Origin of the sequence: Halobaculum litoreum (genome assembly GCF_030127125.1) — an archaeon.
GTDB classification, from domain to species: Archaea; Halobacteriota; Halobacteria; order Halobacteriales; family Haloferacaceae; genus Halobaculum; species Halobaculum litoreum.
On the sequence record NZ_CP126156.1, the window covers coordinates 1,580,130 to 1,595,689 of the forward strand.

At 73.7% G+C, this 15,560-nt stretch carries 18 protein-coding genes and 3 tRNA genes; 12 read left to right on the plus strand and 9 right to left on the minus strand.

Features of this window, described 5'->3' with window-relative positions; all coding sequences use genetic code 11:
• Positions 1 to 5 precede the first annotated feature (5 nt).
• Together P0R35_RS08560 and P0R35_RS08565 are read right to left on the minus strand one after the other, a co-directional pair.
• Positions 6 to 737: a DUF309 domain-containing protein gene (locus P0R35_RS08560; protein ID WP_284012092.1), complete on the minus strand. Its 732-nt coding sequence runs from the start codon at positions 735 to 737 to the stop codon at positions 6 to 8.
• A 46-nt stretch (positions 738 to 783) separates the two neighbouring features.
• Positions 784 to 856 (minus strand) — tRNA-Arg (locus P0R35_RS08565).
• 130 nt (positions 857 to 986) lie between these two features.
• Between P0R35_RS08565 and P0R35_RS08570 the strand changes: the two genes are divergently transcribed.
• From P0R35_RS08570 to P0R35_RS08585, 4 genes are all read left to right on the plus strand, one after another.
• The gene (locus tag P0R35_RS08570; RefSeq protein ID WP_284012093.1) at positions 987 to 1,550 is read left to right on the plus strand and encodes a hypothetical protein; all 564 of its coding nucleotides are present in this window, start codon (positions 987 to 989) and stop codon (positions 1,548 to 1,550) included.
• Between the two features lie 116 nt (positions 1,551 to 1,666).
• Positions 1,667 to 3,079, plus strand: a complete 1,413-nt coding sequence (locus P0R35_RS08575) for a single-stranded DNA binding protein (protein WP_284012094.1) — start codon at positions 1,667 to 1,669, stop codon at positions 3,077 to 3,079.
• Between the two features lie 151 nt (positions 3,080 to 3,230).
• Positions 3,231 to 3,665, plus strand: coding sequence for a histone (locus tag P0R35_RS08580; protein WP_284012095.1), 435 nt, complete (start codon positions 3,231 to 3,233; stop codon positions 3,663 to 3,665).
• 2 nt (positions 3,666 to 3,667) lie between these two features.
• On the plus strand, positions 3,668 to 4,681 hold the full coding sequence (locus tag P0R35_RS08585; RefSeq protein ID WP_284012096.1) for a histone deacetylase: 1,014 nt from the start codon (positions 3,668 to 3,670) through the stop codon (positions 4,679 to 4,681).
• 9 nt (positions 4,682 to 4,690) lie between these two features.
• Here the strand turns inward: P0R35_RS08585 and P0R35_RS08590 are convergent, their stop codons facing one another.
• Entirely contained in the window at positions 4,691 to 5,014 is a 324-nt protein-coding gene (locus P0R35_RS08590) for a DUF8000 family membrane protein (protein ID WP_284012097.1), read from the minus strand.
• Between the two features lie 67 nt (positions 5,015 to 5,081).
• The gene (cca, locus tag P0R35_RS08595; protein ID WP_284012098.1) at positions 5,082 to 6,515 is read right to left on the minus strand and encodes a CCA tRNA nucleotidyltransferase; all 1,434 of its coding nucleotides are present in this window, start codon (positions 6,513 to 6,515) and stop codon (positions 5,082 to 5,084) included.
• A gap of 137 nt (positions 6,516 to 6,652) precedes the next feature.
• Here cca and P0R35_RS08600 point away from each other — a divergent pair.
• The 5 genes from P0R35_RS08600 (at position 6,653) to P0R35_RS08620 (ending at position 9,448) form a co-directional block, all read left to right on the plus strand.
• Positions 6,653 to 6,725: transfer RNA gene (locus P0R35_RS08600), tRNA-Asn, on the plus strand.
• Positions 6,726 to 6,832: 107 nt separating this feature from the next.
• A tRNA-Ile gene (locus P0R35_RS08605) sits at positions 6,833 to 6,936 on the plus strand.
• Positions 6,937 to 7,011: 75 nt separating this feature from the next.
• Entirely contained in the window at positions 7,012 to 7,443 is a 432-nt protein-coding gene (locus P0R35_RS08610; protein WP_284012099.1) for an ester cyclase, read from the plus strand.
• A gap of 109 nt (positions 7,444 to 7,552) precedes the next feature.
• Entirely contained in the window at positions 7,553 to 8,401 is an 849-nt protein-coding gene (locus tag P0R35_RS08615; RefSeq protein WP_284012100.1) for a hypothetical protein, read from the plus strand.
• Positions 8,402 to 8,476: 75 nt separating this feature from the next.
• On the plus strand, positions 8,477 to 9,448 hold the full coding sequence (locus P0R35_RS08620) for a C-terminal binding protein (protein ID WP_284012101.1): 972 nt from the start codon (positions 8,477 to 8,479) through the stop codon (positions 9,446 to 9,448).
• 39 nt (positions 9,449 to 9,487) lie between these two features.
• On the opposite strand, the gene P0R35_RS08625 is transcribed toward P0R35_RS08620, so the two are convergent.
• Positions 9,488 to 9,874: a DUF6663 family protein gene (locus P0R35_RS08625; RefSeq protein WP_284012102.1), complete on the minus strand. Its 387-nt coding sequence runs from the start codon at positions 9,872 to 9,874 to the stop codon at positions 9,488 to 9,490.
• The gene (locus P0R35_RS08630; RefSeq protein WP_284012103.1) at positions 9,862 to 10,371 is read right to left on the minus strand and encodes a DUF6663 family protein; all 510 of its coding nucleotides are present in this window, start codon (positions 10,369 to 10,371) and stop codon (positions 9,862 to 9,864) included. The genes P0R35_RS08625 and P0R35_RS08630 overlap by 13 nt, the downstream gene beginning before the upstream one ends.
• 115 nt (positions 10,372 to 10,486) lie before the next feature.
• On the opposite strand from P0R35_RS08630, the gene P0R35_RS08635 reads away from it, so the two are divergent.
• Positions 10,487 to 11,026, plus strand: a complete 540-nt coding sequence (locus P0R35_RS08635; protein WP_284012104.1) for a phosphate-starvation-inducible PsiE family protein — start codon at positions 10,487 to 10,489, stop codon at positions 11,024 to 11,026.
• Positions 11,027 to 11,035: 9 nt separating this feature from the next.
• Here P0R35_RS08635 and P0R35_RS08640 read toward each other — a convergent pair whose 3' ends face one another.
• A complete protein-coding gene (locus tag P0R35_RS08640; protein ID WP_284012105.1) occupies positions 11,036 to 12,460 on the minus strand; it encodes a dihydrolipoyl dehydrogenase family protein in 1,425 nt (474 codons plus the stop codon).
• Positions 12,461 to 12,553: 93 nt separating this feature from the next.
• Between P0R35_RS08640 and P0R35_RS08645 the strand changes: the two genes are divergently transcribed.
• Positions 12,554 to 13,303, plus strand: coding sequence for a metallophosphoesterase (locus tag P0R35_RS08645; RefSeq protein WP_284012106.1), 750 nt, complete (start codon positions 12,554 to 12,556; stop codon positions 13,301 to 13,303).
• Between the two features lie 42 nt (positions 13,304 to 13,345).
• Entirely contained in the window at positions 13,346 to 13,564 is a 219-nt protein-coding gene (locus tag P0R35_RS08650; protein ID WP_284012107.1) for a hypothetical protein, read from the plus strand.
• 24 nt (positions 13,565 to 13,588) lie between these two features.
• Here P0R35_RS08650 and P0R35_RS08655 read toward each other — a convergent pair whose 3' ends face one another.
• Positions 13,589 to 14,404, minus strand: coding sequence for a metal-sulfur cluster assembly factor (locus tag P0R35_RS08655; protein WP_284012108.1), 816 nt, complete (start codon positions 14,402 to 14,404; stop codon positions 13,589 to 13,591).
• On the minus strand, positions 14,404 to 15,474 hold the full coding sequence (locus tag P0R35_RS08660; protein ID WP_284012109.1) for an amidohydrolase family protein: 1,071 nt from the start codon (positions 15,472 to 15,474) through the stop codon (positions 14,404 to 14,406). The genes P0R35_RS08655 and P0R35_RS08660 overlap by 1 nt, the downstream gene beginning before the upstream one ends.
• Positions 15,475 to 15,560: the final 86 nt, after the last annotated feature.

Here is a 15,560-nt window from a genome sequence, read left to right on the forward strand (position 1 = left end):
GACGCTCAGAACAGCCCCTCCACGTCCTCTTCCTTGCGGCGCTCCCGGTCGACCAGCCCCGCGAGCCGGTCGTACACGAGCCGCCGTTCCTGCGGCGTGTCCACCCGGAGCAGGTCGAACAGCAGCGCCGCGAACCGCGACCGCCCCGCGGCCGCCTCCGCGCGGGCGAAGCGCCCCGCGTCCGCGACGACGGCCTCGTCGAGGGCGTACTCCGCCGCGAGCGCCGCGGCGGCCGTCGCGGCCGCGTCGAGCGACAGGTCGGTCGCCGCGACCCGCTCGCCCTCGTGGGACAGCGGCGGCGCGGGCGCCCGCTCGACGCGCTCGGGGTCGGCCGCGAGGCGGGCGAGCGCGGCGCGCACGGCGGCCACGTCGACGCCGCGGTAGCCGTCGGGGAGGGGAGCGAGGTACTCCCGAGCGCTGGCCGCGAGGCCGGCGGCGCCCGACCAGTTGCGGGTGCGGGCGTGGTGGTGTGCGGCCGTGAACTGGATCAGTCCGTGGAACAGCGCCTCGTCGCGAGCGAGCGCGTCATCGTCGGCGTCGCCCTCGGCCGTGTCGGACGCGTCGGTCGCGTCGGGGACGGCGTCCTTGAGGTCGAGCCAGACCCCTTCCCACGGGTCGTGGGCCGCGTGGAACTCGCCGGCGGTGTAGAGGGCGATCCCCGCCCGGAGCGCGGCGCGGCGCGTCGCCTCGTCGGGGGCGCCGCCGTCGGTCGCGACCGGTGGTGTGGTGGGGTGCATCGACGTGTGGCCACGGACGCCGCTGTCCGTCGTGAGAGAGTGAGAACGTCCGGACGGAGATTTGAACTCCGGTCCCTGGCTCCGCAAGCCAAGAGGATAGTCCACTACCCTACCCGGACTCATATCGACGGAAGCCAGCGCCACGTAAAGGGGTTCCGATCCGATCGACCCGTGGCACCGACCACCGTGACACGAACGCCCGGTTGTGCCTCCACCGCCTTTTTGCGTTCAGCCGGCGAGGCGTGAAACATGAACAGACGGCGGTTCGTCGCGGCGGTCGCTGGCGCGGGGACGTTCGTGCTCGCCGGCTGTACCGGGGGCGCGGACGGCGGGGCGGGGGGACAGAACGGGGACGGGACCCCGACCGACGAGCCCGGCGACGGCACGGACACCGACACGCCCGGGAGCGGCGACGGCGGAACCGCGCCGGCGATCGTCGACCGGTCGTTCGAGCGGACCGGCGACGCGGCCGACGCGGGCGACCGGGCGTCGGTGACGTTCGGCGACTCGAGCGTCACCTGCACCGGCGTGATCCGGGGGCGAAACGGGTGCATGCAGGCGGCGCTGGGCGGCGCGACGTACGAGGCCGACGCGGACGAACTCCGGGTGCGCGTGACCACCGTCCGGGAGGGCGGCGACAGCTGCACCCAACAGATCGTGAATCGCGGGTACGAGGCGACCGTGACGTTCGAGGGGGGGCTCCCCGGGCGGGTCGTCGTCGTCCACGAGTCGATGGACGGCGTGCGGACGGCGGCGGAGGCGACCCGCCGAGGGCGGAGCCTCAAGTGGGATGGCGACCCAGCCGGCGTGTGACCCGACCAGCCCCGGACGACGACCACGGACCGGCCGCCGAAACCGACCGACGAGGGGCCGGATCCGGACGAACGGGAACCCTTATGCGCGAGACAGACCTGAGACAGAACACGATTATGGGCGCTATCGAGGACGTCTACGAGGACCTGGACGCCGACGTCCCCTTCGAGGAGTTCGAGGCCGCCGTCGAGCAGAAGGTCGAGGACATGGGCGGGCTGGCCGACGAGGAGACCGCCGCCATGCTCATCGCCCACGAACTCCGCGACGAGGAGGTCAACGGCGTCGCGGACATCGAGCCGGGGATGGACGAGGTGAAGTTCCTCGCGAAGGTGATGACCGTCGGCGAGGTACGCACGTTCGAGCGCGACGGCGAGGACGAGGACGGCCACGTGCTCAACGTCGAGGTGGCCGACGAGTCCGGCCGGATCACCGTCTCGCTGTGGGACAACGTCGCCGTCGACGCCAAAGAGCACCTCTCGCCGGGCGACGTCCTCCGGATCATGGGCCGTCCGAAGGAGGGGTACAGCGGGCTGGAGGTCGCCGTCGACAAGGTCGAGCCCGACGACGACGCCGAGGTGAACGTGGAGGCCGTCGAGCAGTACCGCGTCGAGGACCTCACGATGGGCGCCTCCGACGTGGACCTGCTCGGGAAGGTGCTCGACGTCGACACCGTCCGCACGTTCGACCGCGACGACGGCTCCGAGGGGAAGGTGTCGAACATGACCGTCGGCGACGAGACCGGCCGCGTCCGCGTCACCATGTGGGACGAGATGGCCGACCGCGTCGAGGAGCTCGAGGCCGGCCGGTCCGTCGAGATCGTCGACGGCTACGTCCGCGAGCGCGACGGCTCGCTCGAACTGCACGTCGGCTCCCGTGGCGCCATCGACGAGGTCGACGAGGACGTGGAGTACGTGCCGGAGACGACCGACATCGCCGACCTCGAACTGGACGACGTCGTCGACATCGCCGGCGGCGTCATCGAGACCAGCGAGAAGCGCACCTTCGACCGCGACGACGGCTCGCAGGGGCAGGTGCGCAACGTCCGCATCAAGGACGACACCGGCGAGATCCGGGTGGCGCTGTGGGGCGACAAGGCCGACCGCGACATCGACCTCGCGGACCGCGTCGTCTTCACCGACGTCGAGATCCAGGACGGCTGGCAAGACGACCTCGAGGCGTCCGCGGGGTGGCGCTCGTCGGTCTCCGTGCTGGAGGACGCGGCCGGCGGTGCCTCGGCCGCCGGCGACGCCGCCGACCGCGACGCCGGACAGGGCGGGCTCGACTCGTTCGACGCCGGCGGCACGGCCGCGGCCGCGACCGCCGAGGCCGACGGCGCCGACGGCGACGCCGACGAGGGCGGCGTCGTGGAGTTCACCGGGACGGTCGTGCAGGCGGGCGACCCGGTCGTGCTCGACGACGGCACCCAGACGCGGTCGGTGAACACGTCCGCGAAGCTCCGACTGGGCGAGGAAGTGACCGTGCGGGGCGTCGAGTCCGACGGCACCATCGACGCCGACGACGTGTTCTGAGCGGCCGGCGCCGACCGCGGCGGCCGCACCGGCGCCCGCGCGGGCGACGTGTCGGGCTCGGCGGCGCCGCGGCGCCGTGTGGCGACTCCCCGTGTGGCGAGAAACCACGACAAAGGAAACCGTTATACACGCGTCAGTCCGGCGTATGTGTATGACTGTCGAGTTGCCGTTCGCCCCCGTCGACGACGTCATCCGACGGAACGCGGGTGACCTCCGGGTGAGCGCCGGCGCGGCCGAGGAGTTGGCCGGCCGCGTCCAGCGCCACGGCGCGTCGCTGGCCGCGGACGCGGCCGAACGGGCGGCCGCCGACGGCCGCAAGACGCTGATGCCGGGCGACTTCGGCGTCGAGCAGGTGGTCGACCGCTCGTCGCTGACGCTCCCCATCGCGCCCGTCGACCGGATCGCGCGGCTCGACATCGACGACTCCTACCGGGTGTCGATGGACGCTCGCGTCGCGCTCGCGGACGTCCTCGAGGACTACGCCGACAACGTCGCCCGGGCGGCCGCGCTGTTGGCGCGCCACGCCGACCGCCGGACGGTACAGGCCGACGACATCGAGACGTACTTCGCGCTGTTCGAGGGGTAGCGATGCGGTTCGGCTACAGCGACACGTGTCTCGACCACGACACCGGCGACCGCCACCCGGAGAACCCCGACCGGCTCCGCGCGATCAAGGAGGGCCTCAAGCGGAAGCACGGCGTCGAGTACGTCGAGGCCGACCCGGCGTCGCGCGACGCCATCGACGCCGTCCACGACACGGGCTACGTGGACGAGGTCGTCGACTTCTGCGAGTCCGGCGGCGGCAACTGGGACCCCGACACGGTCGCCTCGCCGAACACCTGGGCGGCCGCCCGCGCCGCCGCCGGGCAGGCGCAGTGGGCCGCCGAGGAGGGGCTCGAGGGCGCGCCGGGCCGGAACACCCCGTTCGCGCTCGGCCGCCCGCCGGGGCACCACGCCGTCGAGGACGACGCCATGGGCTTCTGCTTCGTCAACAACGCCGCCGTCGCCGCCCAGTCGGTGATCGACGACCCCGACGCCGACGCCGAGCGCGTCGCGATCTTCGACTGGGACGTCCACCACGGCAACGGTACGCAGGACATCTTCTACGACCGCTCGGACGTCCTCTACAGCTCCGTCCACGAGGAGGGGCTGTACCCGGGGACCGGCGCCGTCAGCGAGACGGGGGCCGACGGCGCCGAGGGAACGACGCTGAACGTCCCGCTGCCCGCGGGCGCGGGCGACGCCGACTTCCTGCTGGCCATCGACGAGTTGATCGCGCCGGTCACCGAGCGCTTCGGCGCGGATCTCGTGATCGTCTCGGCCGGCTTCGACGCCCACCGGCACGACCCCATCTCGCGGATGCGCGTCTCCACGGAGGGGTACGCGCTCATGACCGACCGGATGCGGACGCTCGCCGAGGAGACGGGGGCTGGGCTGTGCTTCGTGTTGGAGGGCGGCTACGGCCTCGACACGCTCTCCGAGGGGGTGGCGATGGTCCACGAGACGTTCGACGGGCGCCCGCCCATCGAGCCGGACAAAGAGCCGGAGTCGAAGTCCGAACCCGTCGTCGCCGACCTGCGCGAGCGGTTCGACCTGGAGTGAGCCGCGCCGTCAGTCCCGCTCGTCGTCCCGACCCGGGAGCCGCCGAACCGCCCGGTCCCACCGTCGTTTGGCCGCCTGTCCGGGGTCGGCGACGGGGTCGTACGTGATGTCCTCGGCGGTCCCGAGGACGGCCGGGCCGTCGTCCCCCTGACCCCGCCGTAGCGCGACCGCCGTCGCGACGGCCGTCGCCGCGAACAGCGCGGCGAGGAGGAGGCCGACGGGGCCCGCCGCGCCGGCGACCACGACGACGACCGCCGCCGCGAGCGCGGCCGCCTGCGAGACGTAGAGGAGCAGTCGGAGGCGAGCGCCGGACGGCTCCAGACTCCGTTTCACCGCCCGGCCGTTCCGCCCTCGGACCGAAAAGTGTTCGCTCGCTCGCAGTCCCGCGGCCGCGGACGCGTCAGACCGCGGGCTCGAAGTACTCGCGCAGGTCCGCGCCGAACTCGTCGGCGAGGGCGGCGATCTCGGGCCCCGCGAGCACGTCGTACCCCCGTTCGAGCGCCGACTCCACGCGCGCGCCGAGCGCGGCGTCGAAGATCCGGTCCGACGCCAGCACGGCGACGGCGTCGCGCTCGGCGGGCGGCCGCTCGCGCTCGACGACGTAGCGGCCGTCGGCGACGAACGGGCCGTACGCCTCGGGGTCGTCGGCGTACTTCCCGTAGAACCCCGCGGCGTGCTCGCGGACGTGGACGGGCGGGCCCTCGTGGCGCTCGACCGCCGGGAGCGTCCGCGCGGCCAGTTCGACGAGGAGGACGGCGCGCCGGGCGTCGCCCGCCCCGTCGGCGTCGCGGTCGGCCGCGAACGTCGCCGACCGGACCACGTCGAAGCCGAGGCCCGACAGCTCCCGTTCGACGCCGGCGAGCGAGCGCCGGAGCTGCGGGTACAGCTGGTCGTCGACGAGGTCCGGCGCGTCGACGGCGACGGCGACGGGCGCGGTCCCCCGGCGCTCGACGTGCGCCCGCACCGCGTCGGCCTCCAGCGGCGGCGGGGACTCGGGGAAGAAGAGGTCCGTCCGCGGGTCGGCGAGCAGAGCGCGCGCGTGGTGTTGGAGCCGCGCGAGGTTGTCGCCCGAGAGGACGGCCGCGACGTTGCGCTCGGGGTCGGTCGGGTCGACGACGACGAGCGGGTCGTCGAACTCCGCGGTGCCGTGGTCGGCGGGGTCGAACCGGACCGGCGGGTGCCAGTCGGCGACCGCCGCCAGCGTCTCGCGCGCGCCGCCGTGTTCGAGCACGAGCAGTTCCGTGAGGTACCCCGAGAACCCGCGGGTCCGGAGGTCGCTCCCGTACACGCCGATCCCCTTGAGGAACGCCTTCAGCACCCGCACGTCGCCGGCGAGGTCGTCGTCGAGGCGCTCGGTCAGGTACTCGTTGTGGAACGGCGTGCGGTCGACGGCCGACCGGATGTCGGTGGCGGCGTCGACGTCGTAACACGGGACCAGGTCCACGTCGAAGCCGTCGCGGGTGCCGACCACGTACGGGTGCTCGGCGTACTCCTCCTCGCCGTCGGGGAGGACGGCGTGGCCGACGCGGAGGCCGTACCGTTCCAGGTCTTCGCGGGACAGGGCGGTCGGGAAGCGGACGAACAGGTCGATGTCGCGGTCGCCGGCCAGCCACGTGCCGCGGGCGGTCGAGCCGACCGTGAGGACGTCGGCGCCGTCCGCGGGCGCCGGGAGGTCGGCGACGGCCTCGCGTGCGCGGTCGGCGAGGGCCGCGGCGGCGGCGGCGAGGCGGTCGCGTTCGGCCTCGTCGGGGGTGACCCGTTCGCGGACCGCGTCGAGGACCGCGTCGAGGTCGTCCCCGGCGTCGTCGGTGGCTGCGGCGTCCGGGTCGGGCATGCACGCCCGTTCCGGCGGCCGGGTAACGAGCGTGTCGGTCGGCCGCGATCGCCGGACGGCGGAGTGTGCGAACCACCCGCTCGGGCGGGCACGAAACGAAAGCACTTTCAAATTCACCCTGCTACCTGCTGGTGCGAGCCGAAGTAGCTCAGCTGGTAGAGCGCCTCGCTGTTAACGAGGTGGTCCCAGGTTCGAGTCCTGGCTTCGGCGCTTCTCGCCGCACCCACCGCCTCCAGCCGCGCGCTCGGCGCTCCCGCGGCCGCGACCCGGCGCGGAGAGGAAACTACTTGCCGGCGGCCCGATTACGCCGGACGCGAGGGCCCGTAGCTTAGTTCGGTATAGCACCCGGCTCATACTCCGGTCGGCGCCGGCCGCCGGATGGGTCACCGGGCGGTCGAGGGTTCGAATCCCTCCGGGCCCAGTTCCCGCGGCGGACAACCCGGACAGGAACCGGAAACAACGCATTCCCCGTCGGCGAGCCAACCCCCGAGGGCGCATGTCGAGTTCACAGGAGCGACAGCGGGAGATCGCCGAACGGATCAGCGGCGCGTTCGTCGACGCGTACACCACCGGCGCGACCGGGCTGCTCGACGACGTGGTGACCGACGACTTCGTGTGTCACCACCTCGCGTCGGGGCAGGAGCTCCACGGCGCCGAGGCGTACAAGGCACGGATCCGGGAGATGCGAGCCGCCTTCCCCGACTTCTCGATGGCGGAGGAGGCGCTGCTCGTCGACGGCGAGCGCGCCGCCGGACACTACCGCTGGAGCGGGACCCACGAGGGGGAGTTCATGGGCGTCCCCGGCACCGGCAACCGGATCGACACCCGGAGCCTCACCATGATGCGCACGGAGGGCGACCGCGTGGCCGAGATGTGGATCTACGGCGACGGCCGCGGCCTGCTGGAGCAGCTCGGCGCGGAGCGCTAACGCCGCCGGCCACCCCCGGCGAGTCACGTACGACACCGGATCACACGGGAGGGGCATAGCGAGGTCTTAGCAAGCGGTTTTCCGTCGTCGCCGGTAGCGTCGCCCGTCGATGAACGGCGACAGCCGCGACCCCTCCCGACGGAGCGTGTTGGCGGCCCTCGGCGCGGCCGCGGCGGGTGCGGTCGGCCGCCCCGCAGGCGGGACCGAACGCGAGCGACCGGAGGCCGGCGCGCGTCGGCCCCGCGGGAGCGTCCGCGGAGCCGAGTTCAGCCGGGTCGTCGCGGGGAGGACGTACCGACTGCGCTACCGCCGCCGCGTCGCGGGCCGGCCGCGGACGGTTCGCGTCGACGTGCCCCGCGAGCGGTACCGGGCGGCGCGGGCGGCCGACCGGAGCCTCGTGGGGACGTTCGAGGCCGCCCTCGGCAACGACCTCGCGGCGGCGGTCGCGGGGTCGCTCGGGGCGGCGCTGACCGCCGGCGGCGTCGACGACCCCCTGGCACGGCTGCGTGCGGCCGTCGGGTTCGTCCGGCGGCTCCCGTACGAGCCCGACGCCGAGAGCGTCGGCGAGGCCGGCTACCCCCGCTACGTCGCGGAGACGCTCGTGGACCACGTCGGCGACTGCGAGGACTACGCGGCGCTGTTGGCCGGGGTGGTGGCGGCTCCGCCGTTCGACCTCGACCCCGCGCTCGTCCTCCTCCCGGGCCACGTCGGCGTCGGCGTCGACCCGGACGCCGTCGGGGCGGACGGACTCCCGACCCTGCGGGTCGCCGGCCGCGAGTACCTCTACCTCGACGCGACGTACCGCGTGGGTCTGGGCACGCTGCCGGCCGACCACGACGAGGGCGTCGTCGCGGTCCGCGACGGCGGGTGGCTCGTCGGCGACCCCGGCGCGTTCGCCGCCCACGTCCGCGAGGCCGCGGCGCTCCACGCGGCCGCCCGCCGGCCCGCGTCCCGGTAGCCGCCCCGTCCGTCGATCGGCCCGCCCGCTTATGTCGCCGCCCCGTGACGTTCCGTGCATGACGGAGGCTCACCGGTGAGCGCCGACGACAGACTCGTCGTCGTCAGCGACGACCCGAAGTACGACCCCGACCGCATCGCCGACATCGTCGGCTGTCGCGTCGAGACCGCGGACCTGTCGACGCCGGATCGACTGCGGCGACACGCGGCGAACGCCGACGCGGTCGTCGTGAACGTCGGCTCGTCGGTGCCGGCGGCCGTCCTCGCGGACCTCGACCTCGAGGTGGTCGCCCGCGGCGCCGTCGGCCTCGACGGCGTCGACGTGGCCGCCGCCGCCGAACACGGCGTTCGGGTGGTCCACGTCCCCGACTACTGCCTCGACGAGGTGGCCGACCACGCGGTCGCGCTCCTGACGGCGCTGGCGCGGGGCGTCCCGGCGTACGCCGAGCGCGCCGCCGCGGGCACGTGGGACTGGGCGCCGCCGTACCCGATCGCCCGCCTCGCCGACTGCACCGTCGGCGTCGTCTCGTTCGGCCCCATCGCCCGCCGGTTCGCCGACCGGATCGCCCCGCTCGTCGACGACGTGGTGGCGGCCGACCCGTACGCCGACGACGCGGCGTTCCGCGAGTACGACGTCGAGCGTGTCGACGGGGACGAACTGTGGCGCCGCGCCGACCACGTCTCGGTCCACGCGCCGCTGACCGAGGAGACCGAGGGGATGGTCGACGGCGACGCGTTCACCAGCCTCCCGTCCCACGGGGTCGTCGTCAACACCGGCCGCGGGGGGGTCGTCGACGAGGACGACCTGCTCGCGGCGCTCGAGGCGGGCGACGTCGCCGCCGCCGGCCTCGACGTGCTCGCCGAGGAGCCGCCGTCGACCGACCACCCGCTGTTCGGCCGCGAGGACGTGGTGGTGACGCCCCACGTGGGCTGGTACTCGGCGGAGGCGGACCGCGACCTCAACGCGTCCCTCGCCCGGGGCATCGCCGGCGTCTTCCGCGGGGAGGAGCCGCCGGGGCTCGTCGACCCCGAAGCCGACTGGCTGTAGGCGCCTTACAGGCCCGGCCGGCGGGTCGCCCCGCCGCCCTCAGAAGTAGGTGTCGCGCACGGTCCGCGCGAGCACGCCGTCCGCCCGGAACGCGATGTACACGACGACGTAGCCCCCCTCCGCGGGACGCAACACGAACACCGAGCGGGGCTCCCCGTCCGCGAGGTCGTCGTTCACGCGGTCGACGAGCGGCTCCAGCGGCGTCGTCCCGGAGCGGAACTCGCCGAGCAGGTCGCGCGCGCCGGCCTCGCCGAACACGTACAGCGCGCCGTTGGGCTCGCCGTCGGTGTCGCGGGTGACGCGCGAGCCCATTCCCTCGCCGGCGGCGGCCGCCTCCTGCCACGTCTCGCGGGCCGCCTCGAACATCGGCTCGACGCCGTCGGCGAAGCGGTAGCGGCTCTCGCGCTCGACCGTCAGCGACGCCACCCGCGCGAGCGGGCTCCCTCGCTCGGGTCGGCGCCGTCGGCGGGGTCCGGCCACCGGAGCCGCGCCGTGACGACGTACCCCGGTTCGAGGGCGTCCAGCGCGTCCGCGAGGTCGGCGGAGTCGGTGCCGTCGGCGGGCGCGGCCGCGACGCGCACCGGCTCGAACCCCTCGTCGGGCGCCGGGCCGGGGCCGGGGTCGGGCGTGTCGAGGTCGACGAACACCAGCGCGTCCTCGGCGCGGTCGAGCACGCGGTAGCGGCGCGCCCCGAGGCCGGCGTCGGCCGCGTCGTCGGCGGCGGCGGCGGGAGCGCCGCCGTCCCCGTCCTCGTCGGATCGCGGGGCCCCGGCCCGTCCGTCGTCGTCGGGTCGTGCGGTCGCGGCGGCGCCGTCGGCCGACCGCTCCTCGGCCGTCGCGTCGGCGACCCAGTCGTCGTCCGCGTCGTCGGCCCACGGGTCGACCGGCGCGTCGCCCCCGTCCGCGCCGTCGCTGTCGTCCATACCGACGGATACGGCTCGTCGGGTAAGCGCGTGTCGCTCCGCGCCCGAGCCGGACGGCGCGGCAGCCGCTGCGGGCCGCCCGTAGCGTTTTGTCGCCGCGGGCACAGGTACGGGTGTGCAGATCGAGGACGCCGTCGAGCCGTCCGAGCAGGGGATGAAACTGCTGGAGGTGGGGACGGCCTACTTCCTGATGGTGCTGTTCGCGATCGGGTTCCTCGATCTCCTGTTGGTGCTGTACGAACTCATCGTGAGCGGCCAGTTCACCGACCCGAACCAGGTGATCGACATCATCGACACGGTGCTGGTCCTCCTGATCATCGTCGAGATCCACCAGACGGTGGTCGCGTTCTCCCGGAACGAGCCGGTCGTCCGGATCGTCATCGCGGCGGGACTGATCGCCATCTCCCGGAAGGTGATCTCGTTTCGCCCCGACGAGTACGCCACCATCGACGACGCCTTCGTCGCCGCGGGCGCGTTCTCGTTGCTGCTCGCGGTGTTGATCGCCGCGTTCTTCGTCGTCAGACGGGTCGACCGCGACGCGGTGACGCCGGACTCGCTGGTCGGGGGCACGAGCGCGGAGGGACGCACGGATCCGAGTTCCGGCGGGACGGGCGCCGCCGCGGACGGGGGTCGGTCGTCGTCGAACGACGCGTGAGGCGGGCGCCTACAGCTCCTCGCTCGCGGCCCGGAACAGTCCGTCGAGGATCTCCGGCGTCGTCGGGTGGTACGCCCGGTCGGGCACCTCGCGCACGTCGGCGCCGCGCTCGACGAGCACCTGCATCGTCTTCGCCATCACGTCGGCGTGCACGTGGAGGCCGAGGTAGCCCAGCACGGTGCCGTCGGCGCCGTCGACGACGAGGCGCGCGCGGCCCTCCGGGGCGCCCTTCACCCTGAACACGCCGTCCCGACTGGCCTCGCGCTCCACCTCGATCACGTCGTGGCCGGCCTCGCGGGCCGTGGCGGCGGTGTGGCCGACGCGAGCGTACGGGTACTCCGCCGCGCCCGCGAACAACACCTCGTGTGTGATCGGGTCGTACGACGCGAGGTCGTCGCCGGCGATGTCGGCGAGGACGTTGTCCGCGGCGAGGAAGCCCTGTTCTTTCGCGACGTGGAGCAGCGGCTCCCGCCCGTTCGCGTCGCCGACGACGTACGTCCGGCCCGCGTCGTCGTCGACCGCGCGCATCGTCGCGTCGACCCAGTCCGCGCCGGGGTCGAGTCCCGCGGCGTCGAGGCCGAGCCCGTCGAGGTTCGGCCGGCGGCCGGTGAACAGGAACAGCCGGTCCGCCTCGACGGTCGCGTGGTCGTCGTCGCGGTCGGTGTGGAGGTGGACGCCGCCGTCGGCGGTGGCCTCGACCGACTGCTCGTGAGTCTCGGTGAGCACCTCGATCCCGAACGCCTCCCGGTAGAGGTCGAGGAGGTCGTCGCCGAACGCGGGCGGCGCGTCGTCCAGCGGCCGGGCGTCGTGTTCGATCACGGTGAGGTCGACGCCGGCCTCCGCGAGGTACGCCGACAGTTCGACGCCGACGTAGCCGAACCCCATCACGACGCCCGACTCGGGGAGGGTCGTGGCGTCCAACACGGCCGCGCTGTCGAGCGGGTCGACGGCGTCGAGCCCCGGGAGGTCGGGGACCTGCGGCGCGGAGCCGGTGGCGACGACGACGTAGTCCGGGGCGAGCCGGTCGCCGCCCGACAGCGCGAGGTCGCGCGGTCCGACGAACCGGGCCCGCTCGTGGCGGAACGCGACGCCGTCGCGGTCGGCGAGCCCGTGGACGGCCGAGCGCCGGTGGCTCGCGAACGACGCGACGTGCTCGTCCTTGCGGGCGACGACGGCGTCGAGGTCGATCCCGGCGGGCTCGCCGGGCAGGCGGTCGTCGTGGCGCGCGCGGAAGCGGTGGCCCGCCGCCGAGAGGACGTCCTTCGAGGGCATACAGCCCCGGAGGATGCAGAGGCCCCCGCCGGGGTCGCCGTCGTCGAGGAGGGTGAGCCGGTCCAGCGGCGCCGCCGGGTCCGCGGGGTCGGTGTGGTCGGCGAGCCGTTCGGCGGCGGCGACGCCCGCGCTCCCGTACGCGCCGATGATCGCGACGTGCATTCGCGAAAGGTTCCTCGGCCCGCGACAAGTAGGTGTGCCCGGCTCGCGGCCGGTGACAACAGCGATAACTCCCCCGAGCGTGTAGCAGTCGCCGTGAACGCCGCGTTCCGCGACCGCGCCGTCTACCTCCGCGACGCCGACGCGCTCGTCGTCGCCGACGTCCACGTCGGCCGGGCGGAGGCGTCGGCCGTCGAGTACCCGCTCGGCGAGGCGAGCGACCTCGCCGCGCGGCTGGGGGCGCTGCTCGACCGCTTCGAGCCCGCGGCGGTCGTGTTCGCGGGCGACGTGCTCCACCGGTTCGACCGCGTGTCGCTGGCGGTCGCCGACTCGCTGAGCGCCCTCGTCGACGCCTGCCGCGACGCCGGCGCGCGGCCGGTGCTCGTCCGCGGCAACCACGACACCGTGCTCGCGGACGCGTGGGACGGCCCGATCCACGACGCCTACGACCTCGACCTCCGGGTGCGCGGCGCGCCCGCGGTCGTCCGGCACGGCCACGAGGCGCCGCCGGGCGACGAGGACGCCGGCCTGTACGTCGTCGGCCACGACCACCCGACCATCGCCGTCGAGGGGCAGCGGCACCCGTGTGCCCTGTACGCCGAGCGCGCCTACCGCGGCGCGGACGTGTTGATGCTCCCGGCGTTCAGCCGCCTCGCCGCCGGCGTCGAGGTGAACGGGATGGCGGCCCGCGACTTCCAGTCGCCGTTCGTCACCGACGCGAACGCGCTCCGCCCCCTCGTCGCGCGCGGCGCCGCCGGCGACGACGCGGCCGGCGGGGCGGACGACGAGGGCGACGACGCCCCCTTGGAGTTCCCGCCGTTGGGCCGGTTCCGCCGCATGCTGTGAGCCGGGCAACGCTTTTGCCGCCGTGCGTGTCACTCGGTACCGATGGCCGCGATCAACGAGTGCCTCGGCTGCGGCGTCGACTTCGACCACTCGGACGGCGAGTGCCCCGAGTGCGGGTGGAGCGCCCGCGAGTTCGCCGGACGCGGGCGCTACGGGCTGGCGAAGGCGGGCCACGGCGAACCGGAAGCGGAGGGCGACGGCGACCGGAGCGGGTCGTCGGGCGGCCCGCCGCCGGGGCCGGACGGCCTGATCGGGTTCTGAGCGGCCCCGCCCGCCGCCCCCGGATCAGTCGGAGAACGTCGACAGCGGCGGCCGGTCGTCGGCGTGGCGCGCGTCGTTGAGCGCGTCACACACCGTCCCCTGCCCGCCCATGTTGACGCCGGCGAGACGGGTCCGCCGGCGCACCAACTCGAACGCCTCGCCGTCGAACGGGTCGCCCTCCGGCGTGCGGAACAGCTCGGGGTGCTCGTCGTCGAGCAGCCCCGTGGCGGCCGCCTTCTCGCGGTACCGGACGAGCGGTTCGGCGTCGACCGCGACGGCGACGGCGCCGTCGCGCAGCCACACGGGCACCGTCCCGTCGGTCGCCTCGTCGACGCGGACCGCCTCGACGGCGAGGTCGGCGATCTGGTCGTGGGTGAGCCCCGCGTCCAGCAGCGCCCCGGTGGCGTCGTGCTGGCGGGCGATCCGCGCCTTCCGGTCCAACTCCGCGCGCACCGGCGCCACGTCGCCGTCGGCGTCCGGGAACGCCTCGCCGAACGGGAGCCCCTCGTTGATCCCGCGGTTGATCTCCCGTTCGTGCATGTGCTCGCGGAGCTCGACCGTCACCTCCGCGACCCCCGGGAGCGACGCCACCGCGTCGCGGGCGTCGCCGGCCATCATCCACGCGAAGGCGGGCGAGCACCACGCCGTCGGGAGCGTGAACGCGACGAACACCGCGTCGCCGTCGGCGTCGGCGTCCGCGGTGATGCGGATATCCTCGATGTAGTCCAGTTCGACGATGGACGTGTCGAGTTCGGGGTCGGTGACGCGGTCGAGCCGCTCGCGGACCGCCGCGGGCGTCGCCGCCGCCGTCCCCTCGGCGCGGGACCGGTCCGGCGACATCAGTCGTCGGCGGGGGTCGCGCTGGTCCCCCCGGCGTAGTGGTCGGCGAGGCCGAACTCCTGCGTGAGCGGGTCGCTGCGGAACTCCTCCTTCTTGGCCTCGATGTCGATATCGTACAGCTCCGCGGCGTTCTCGCCGAGGATCTTCCGCTTCGTGTCGACCCCGAACTCGACGCCGTACTCGTCTTTCTGCTCGTCGGTCAGCTCGGCGTCCATGAACGTCTCCACCAGCCAGTCGGGGTTCCACAGCGCGTAGTCCGACCCGAACAGCAGGCGGTCCTCGCCGAGCCAGAACAGGAGTTCGCCCATGATCTCGCCGAACTTGCGCGGGCGGTGGACCGCCAGCGGCGCCGCGACCGCGAGGCCGCCGTACACGTTCGGCTCCTGGGCGGCGATCCAGCAGAAGTCGTCGAGTCGCGGCAGGCCGACGTGCTCGACGACGAAGTTCAGCTCCGGGAACGAGGTGGCGGCGTCGTCGACGTCGGCCACGTCGAACGCGTCGCGGTTGAGCGGGCGGATCGTCGGCCCCTTGTGCGGGTGGATGTTCTCGATACCGAGTTCGGAGCACTTCTCGAGGAACTCGAACGACTCCTGGCTGTCGAGGCGCCACCCCTTCGAGTCGCCGTTCCACTCGGCGGTGTACAGCTTCACCCCCTGGATCTCGTACTCCTCCTTCTGGCGCTCCAGCTCCCGCATCCCCGCCTCGCCGTCGCGCGGGTCGAACCGGCCGTTGAGCACGAACCGCTCGGGGTAGCGCTCGGCCAACTCGGCGTTGTCCTCGATGGTGTTGAACCCGTCCGCGTAGAAGTCGCTGAGGTACGTCGGCTGGAAGATGCCCATGTCGACCGCCGCGTTGCCGAACAGGTCCTGGGCCATCCGGTCGGCGCCGTACTTCCGGTACTCCTCCAGCGACCACTGCTTCTCCTCGGGCGTGAACCCGGTGTGGTAGTCGTAGAAGCACTGGATGAACTGCTCACCCCCCTCGTGGGTGACGTTCTCCTCGCTCGCGTCCCACAGGTGGAGGTGCGAGTCGATCACGAACAGCTCCTCCCCCTCGTCTGTCACGTACATCTGTGGTGCGCTAGCACGACTGTCGGACCATAAACACCATAGTCGATGATTTGATATATTTCACGAGGCGGGAACTACAGGAAATT

Excerpts from the sequence above, each read along its gene's own strand:
- P0R35_RS08560 (WP_284012092.1), bottom strand. The coding sequence starts at position 737 with ATGCACCCCACCACACCACCGGTCGCGACCGACGGCGGCGCCCCCGAC.
- P0R35_RS08570 (WP_284012093.1), top strand. The coding sequence starts at position 987 with ATGAACAGACGGCGGTTCGTCGCGGCGGTCGCTGGCGCGGGGACGTTC.
- P0R35_RS08575 (WP_284012094.1), top strand. The coding sequence starts at position 1,667 with ATGGGCGCTATCGAGGACGTCTACGAGGACCTGGACGCCGACGTCCCC.
- P0R35_RS08580 (WP_284012095.1), top strand. The coding sequence starts at position 3,231 with ATGACTGTCGAGTTGCCGTTCGCCCCCGTCGACGACGTCATCCGACGG.
- P0R35_RS08585 (WP_284012096.1), top strand. The coding sequence starts at position 3,668 with ATGCGGTTCGGCTACAGCGACACGTGTCTCGACCACGACACCGGCGAC.
- cca (WP_284012098.1), bottom strand. The coding sequence starts at position 6,515 with ATGCCCGACCCGGACGCCGCAGCCACCGACGACGCCGGGGACGACCTC.
- P0R35_RS08610 (WP_284012099.1), top strand. The coding sequence starts at position 7,012 with ATGTCGAGTTCACAGGAGCGACAGCGGGAGATCGCCGAACGGATCAGC.
- P0R35_RS08615 (WP_284012100.1), top strand. The coding sequence starts at position 7,553 with ATGAACGGCGACAGCCGCGACCCCTCCCGACGGAGCGTGTTGGCGGCC.
- P0R35_RS08630 (WP_284012103.1), bottom strand. The coding sequence starts at position 10,371 with ATGGACGACAGCGACGGCGCGGACGGGGGCGACGCGCCGGTCGACCCG.
- P0R35_RS08640 (WP_284012105.1), bottom strand. The coding sequence starts at position 12,460 with ATGCACGTCGCGATCATCGGCGCGTACGGGAGCGCGGGCGTCGCCGCC.
- P0R35_RS08650 (WP_284012107.1), top strand. The coding sequence starts at position 13,346 with ATGGCCGCGATCAACGAGTGCCTCGGCTGCGGCGTCGACTTCGACCAC.
- P0R35_RS08655 (WP_284012108.1), bottom strand. The coding sequence starts at position 14,404 with ATGTCGCCGGACCGGTCCCGCGCCGAGGGGACGGCGGCGGCGACGCCC.
- P0R35_RS08660 (WP_284012109.1), bottom strand. The coding sequence starts at position 15,474 with ATGTACGTGACAGACGAGGGGGAGGAGCTGTTCGTGATCGACTCGCAC.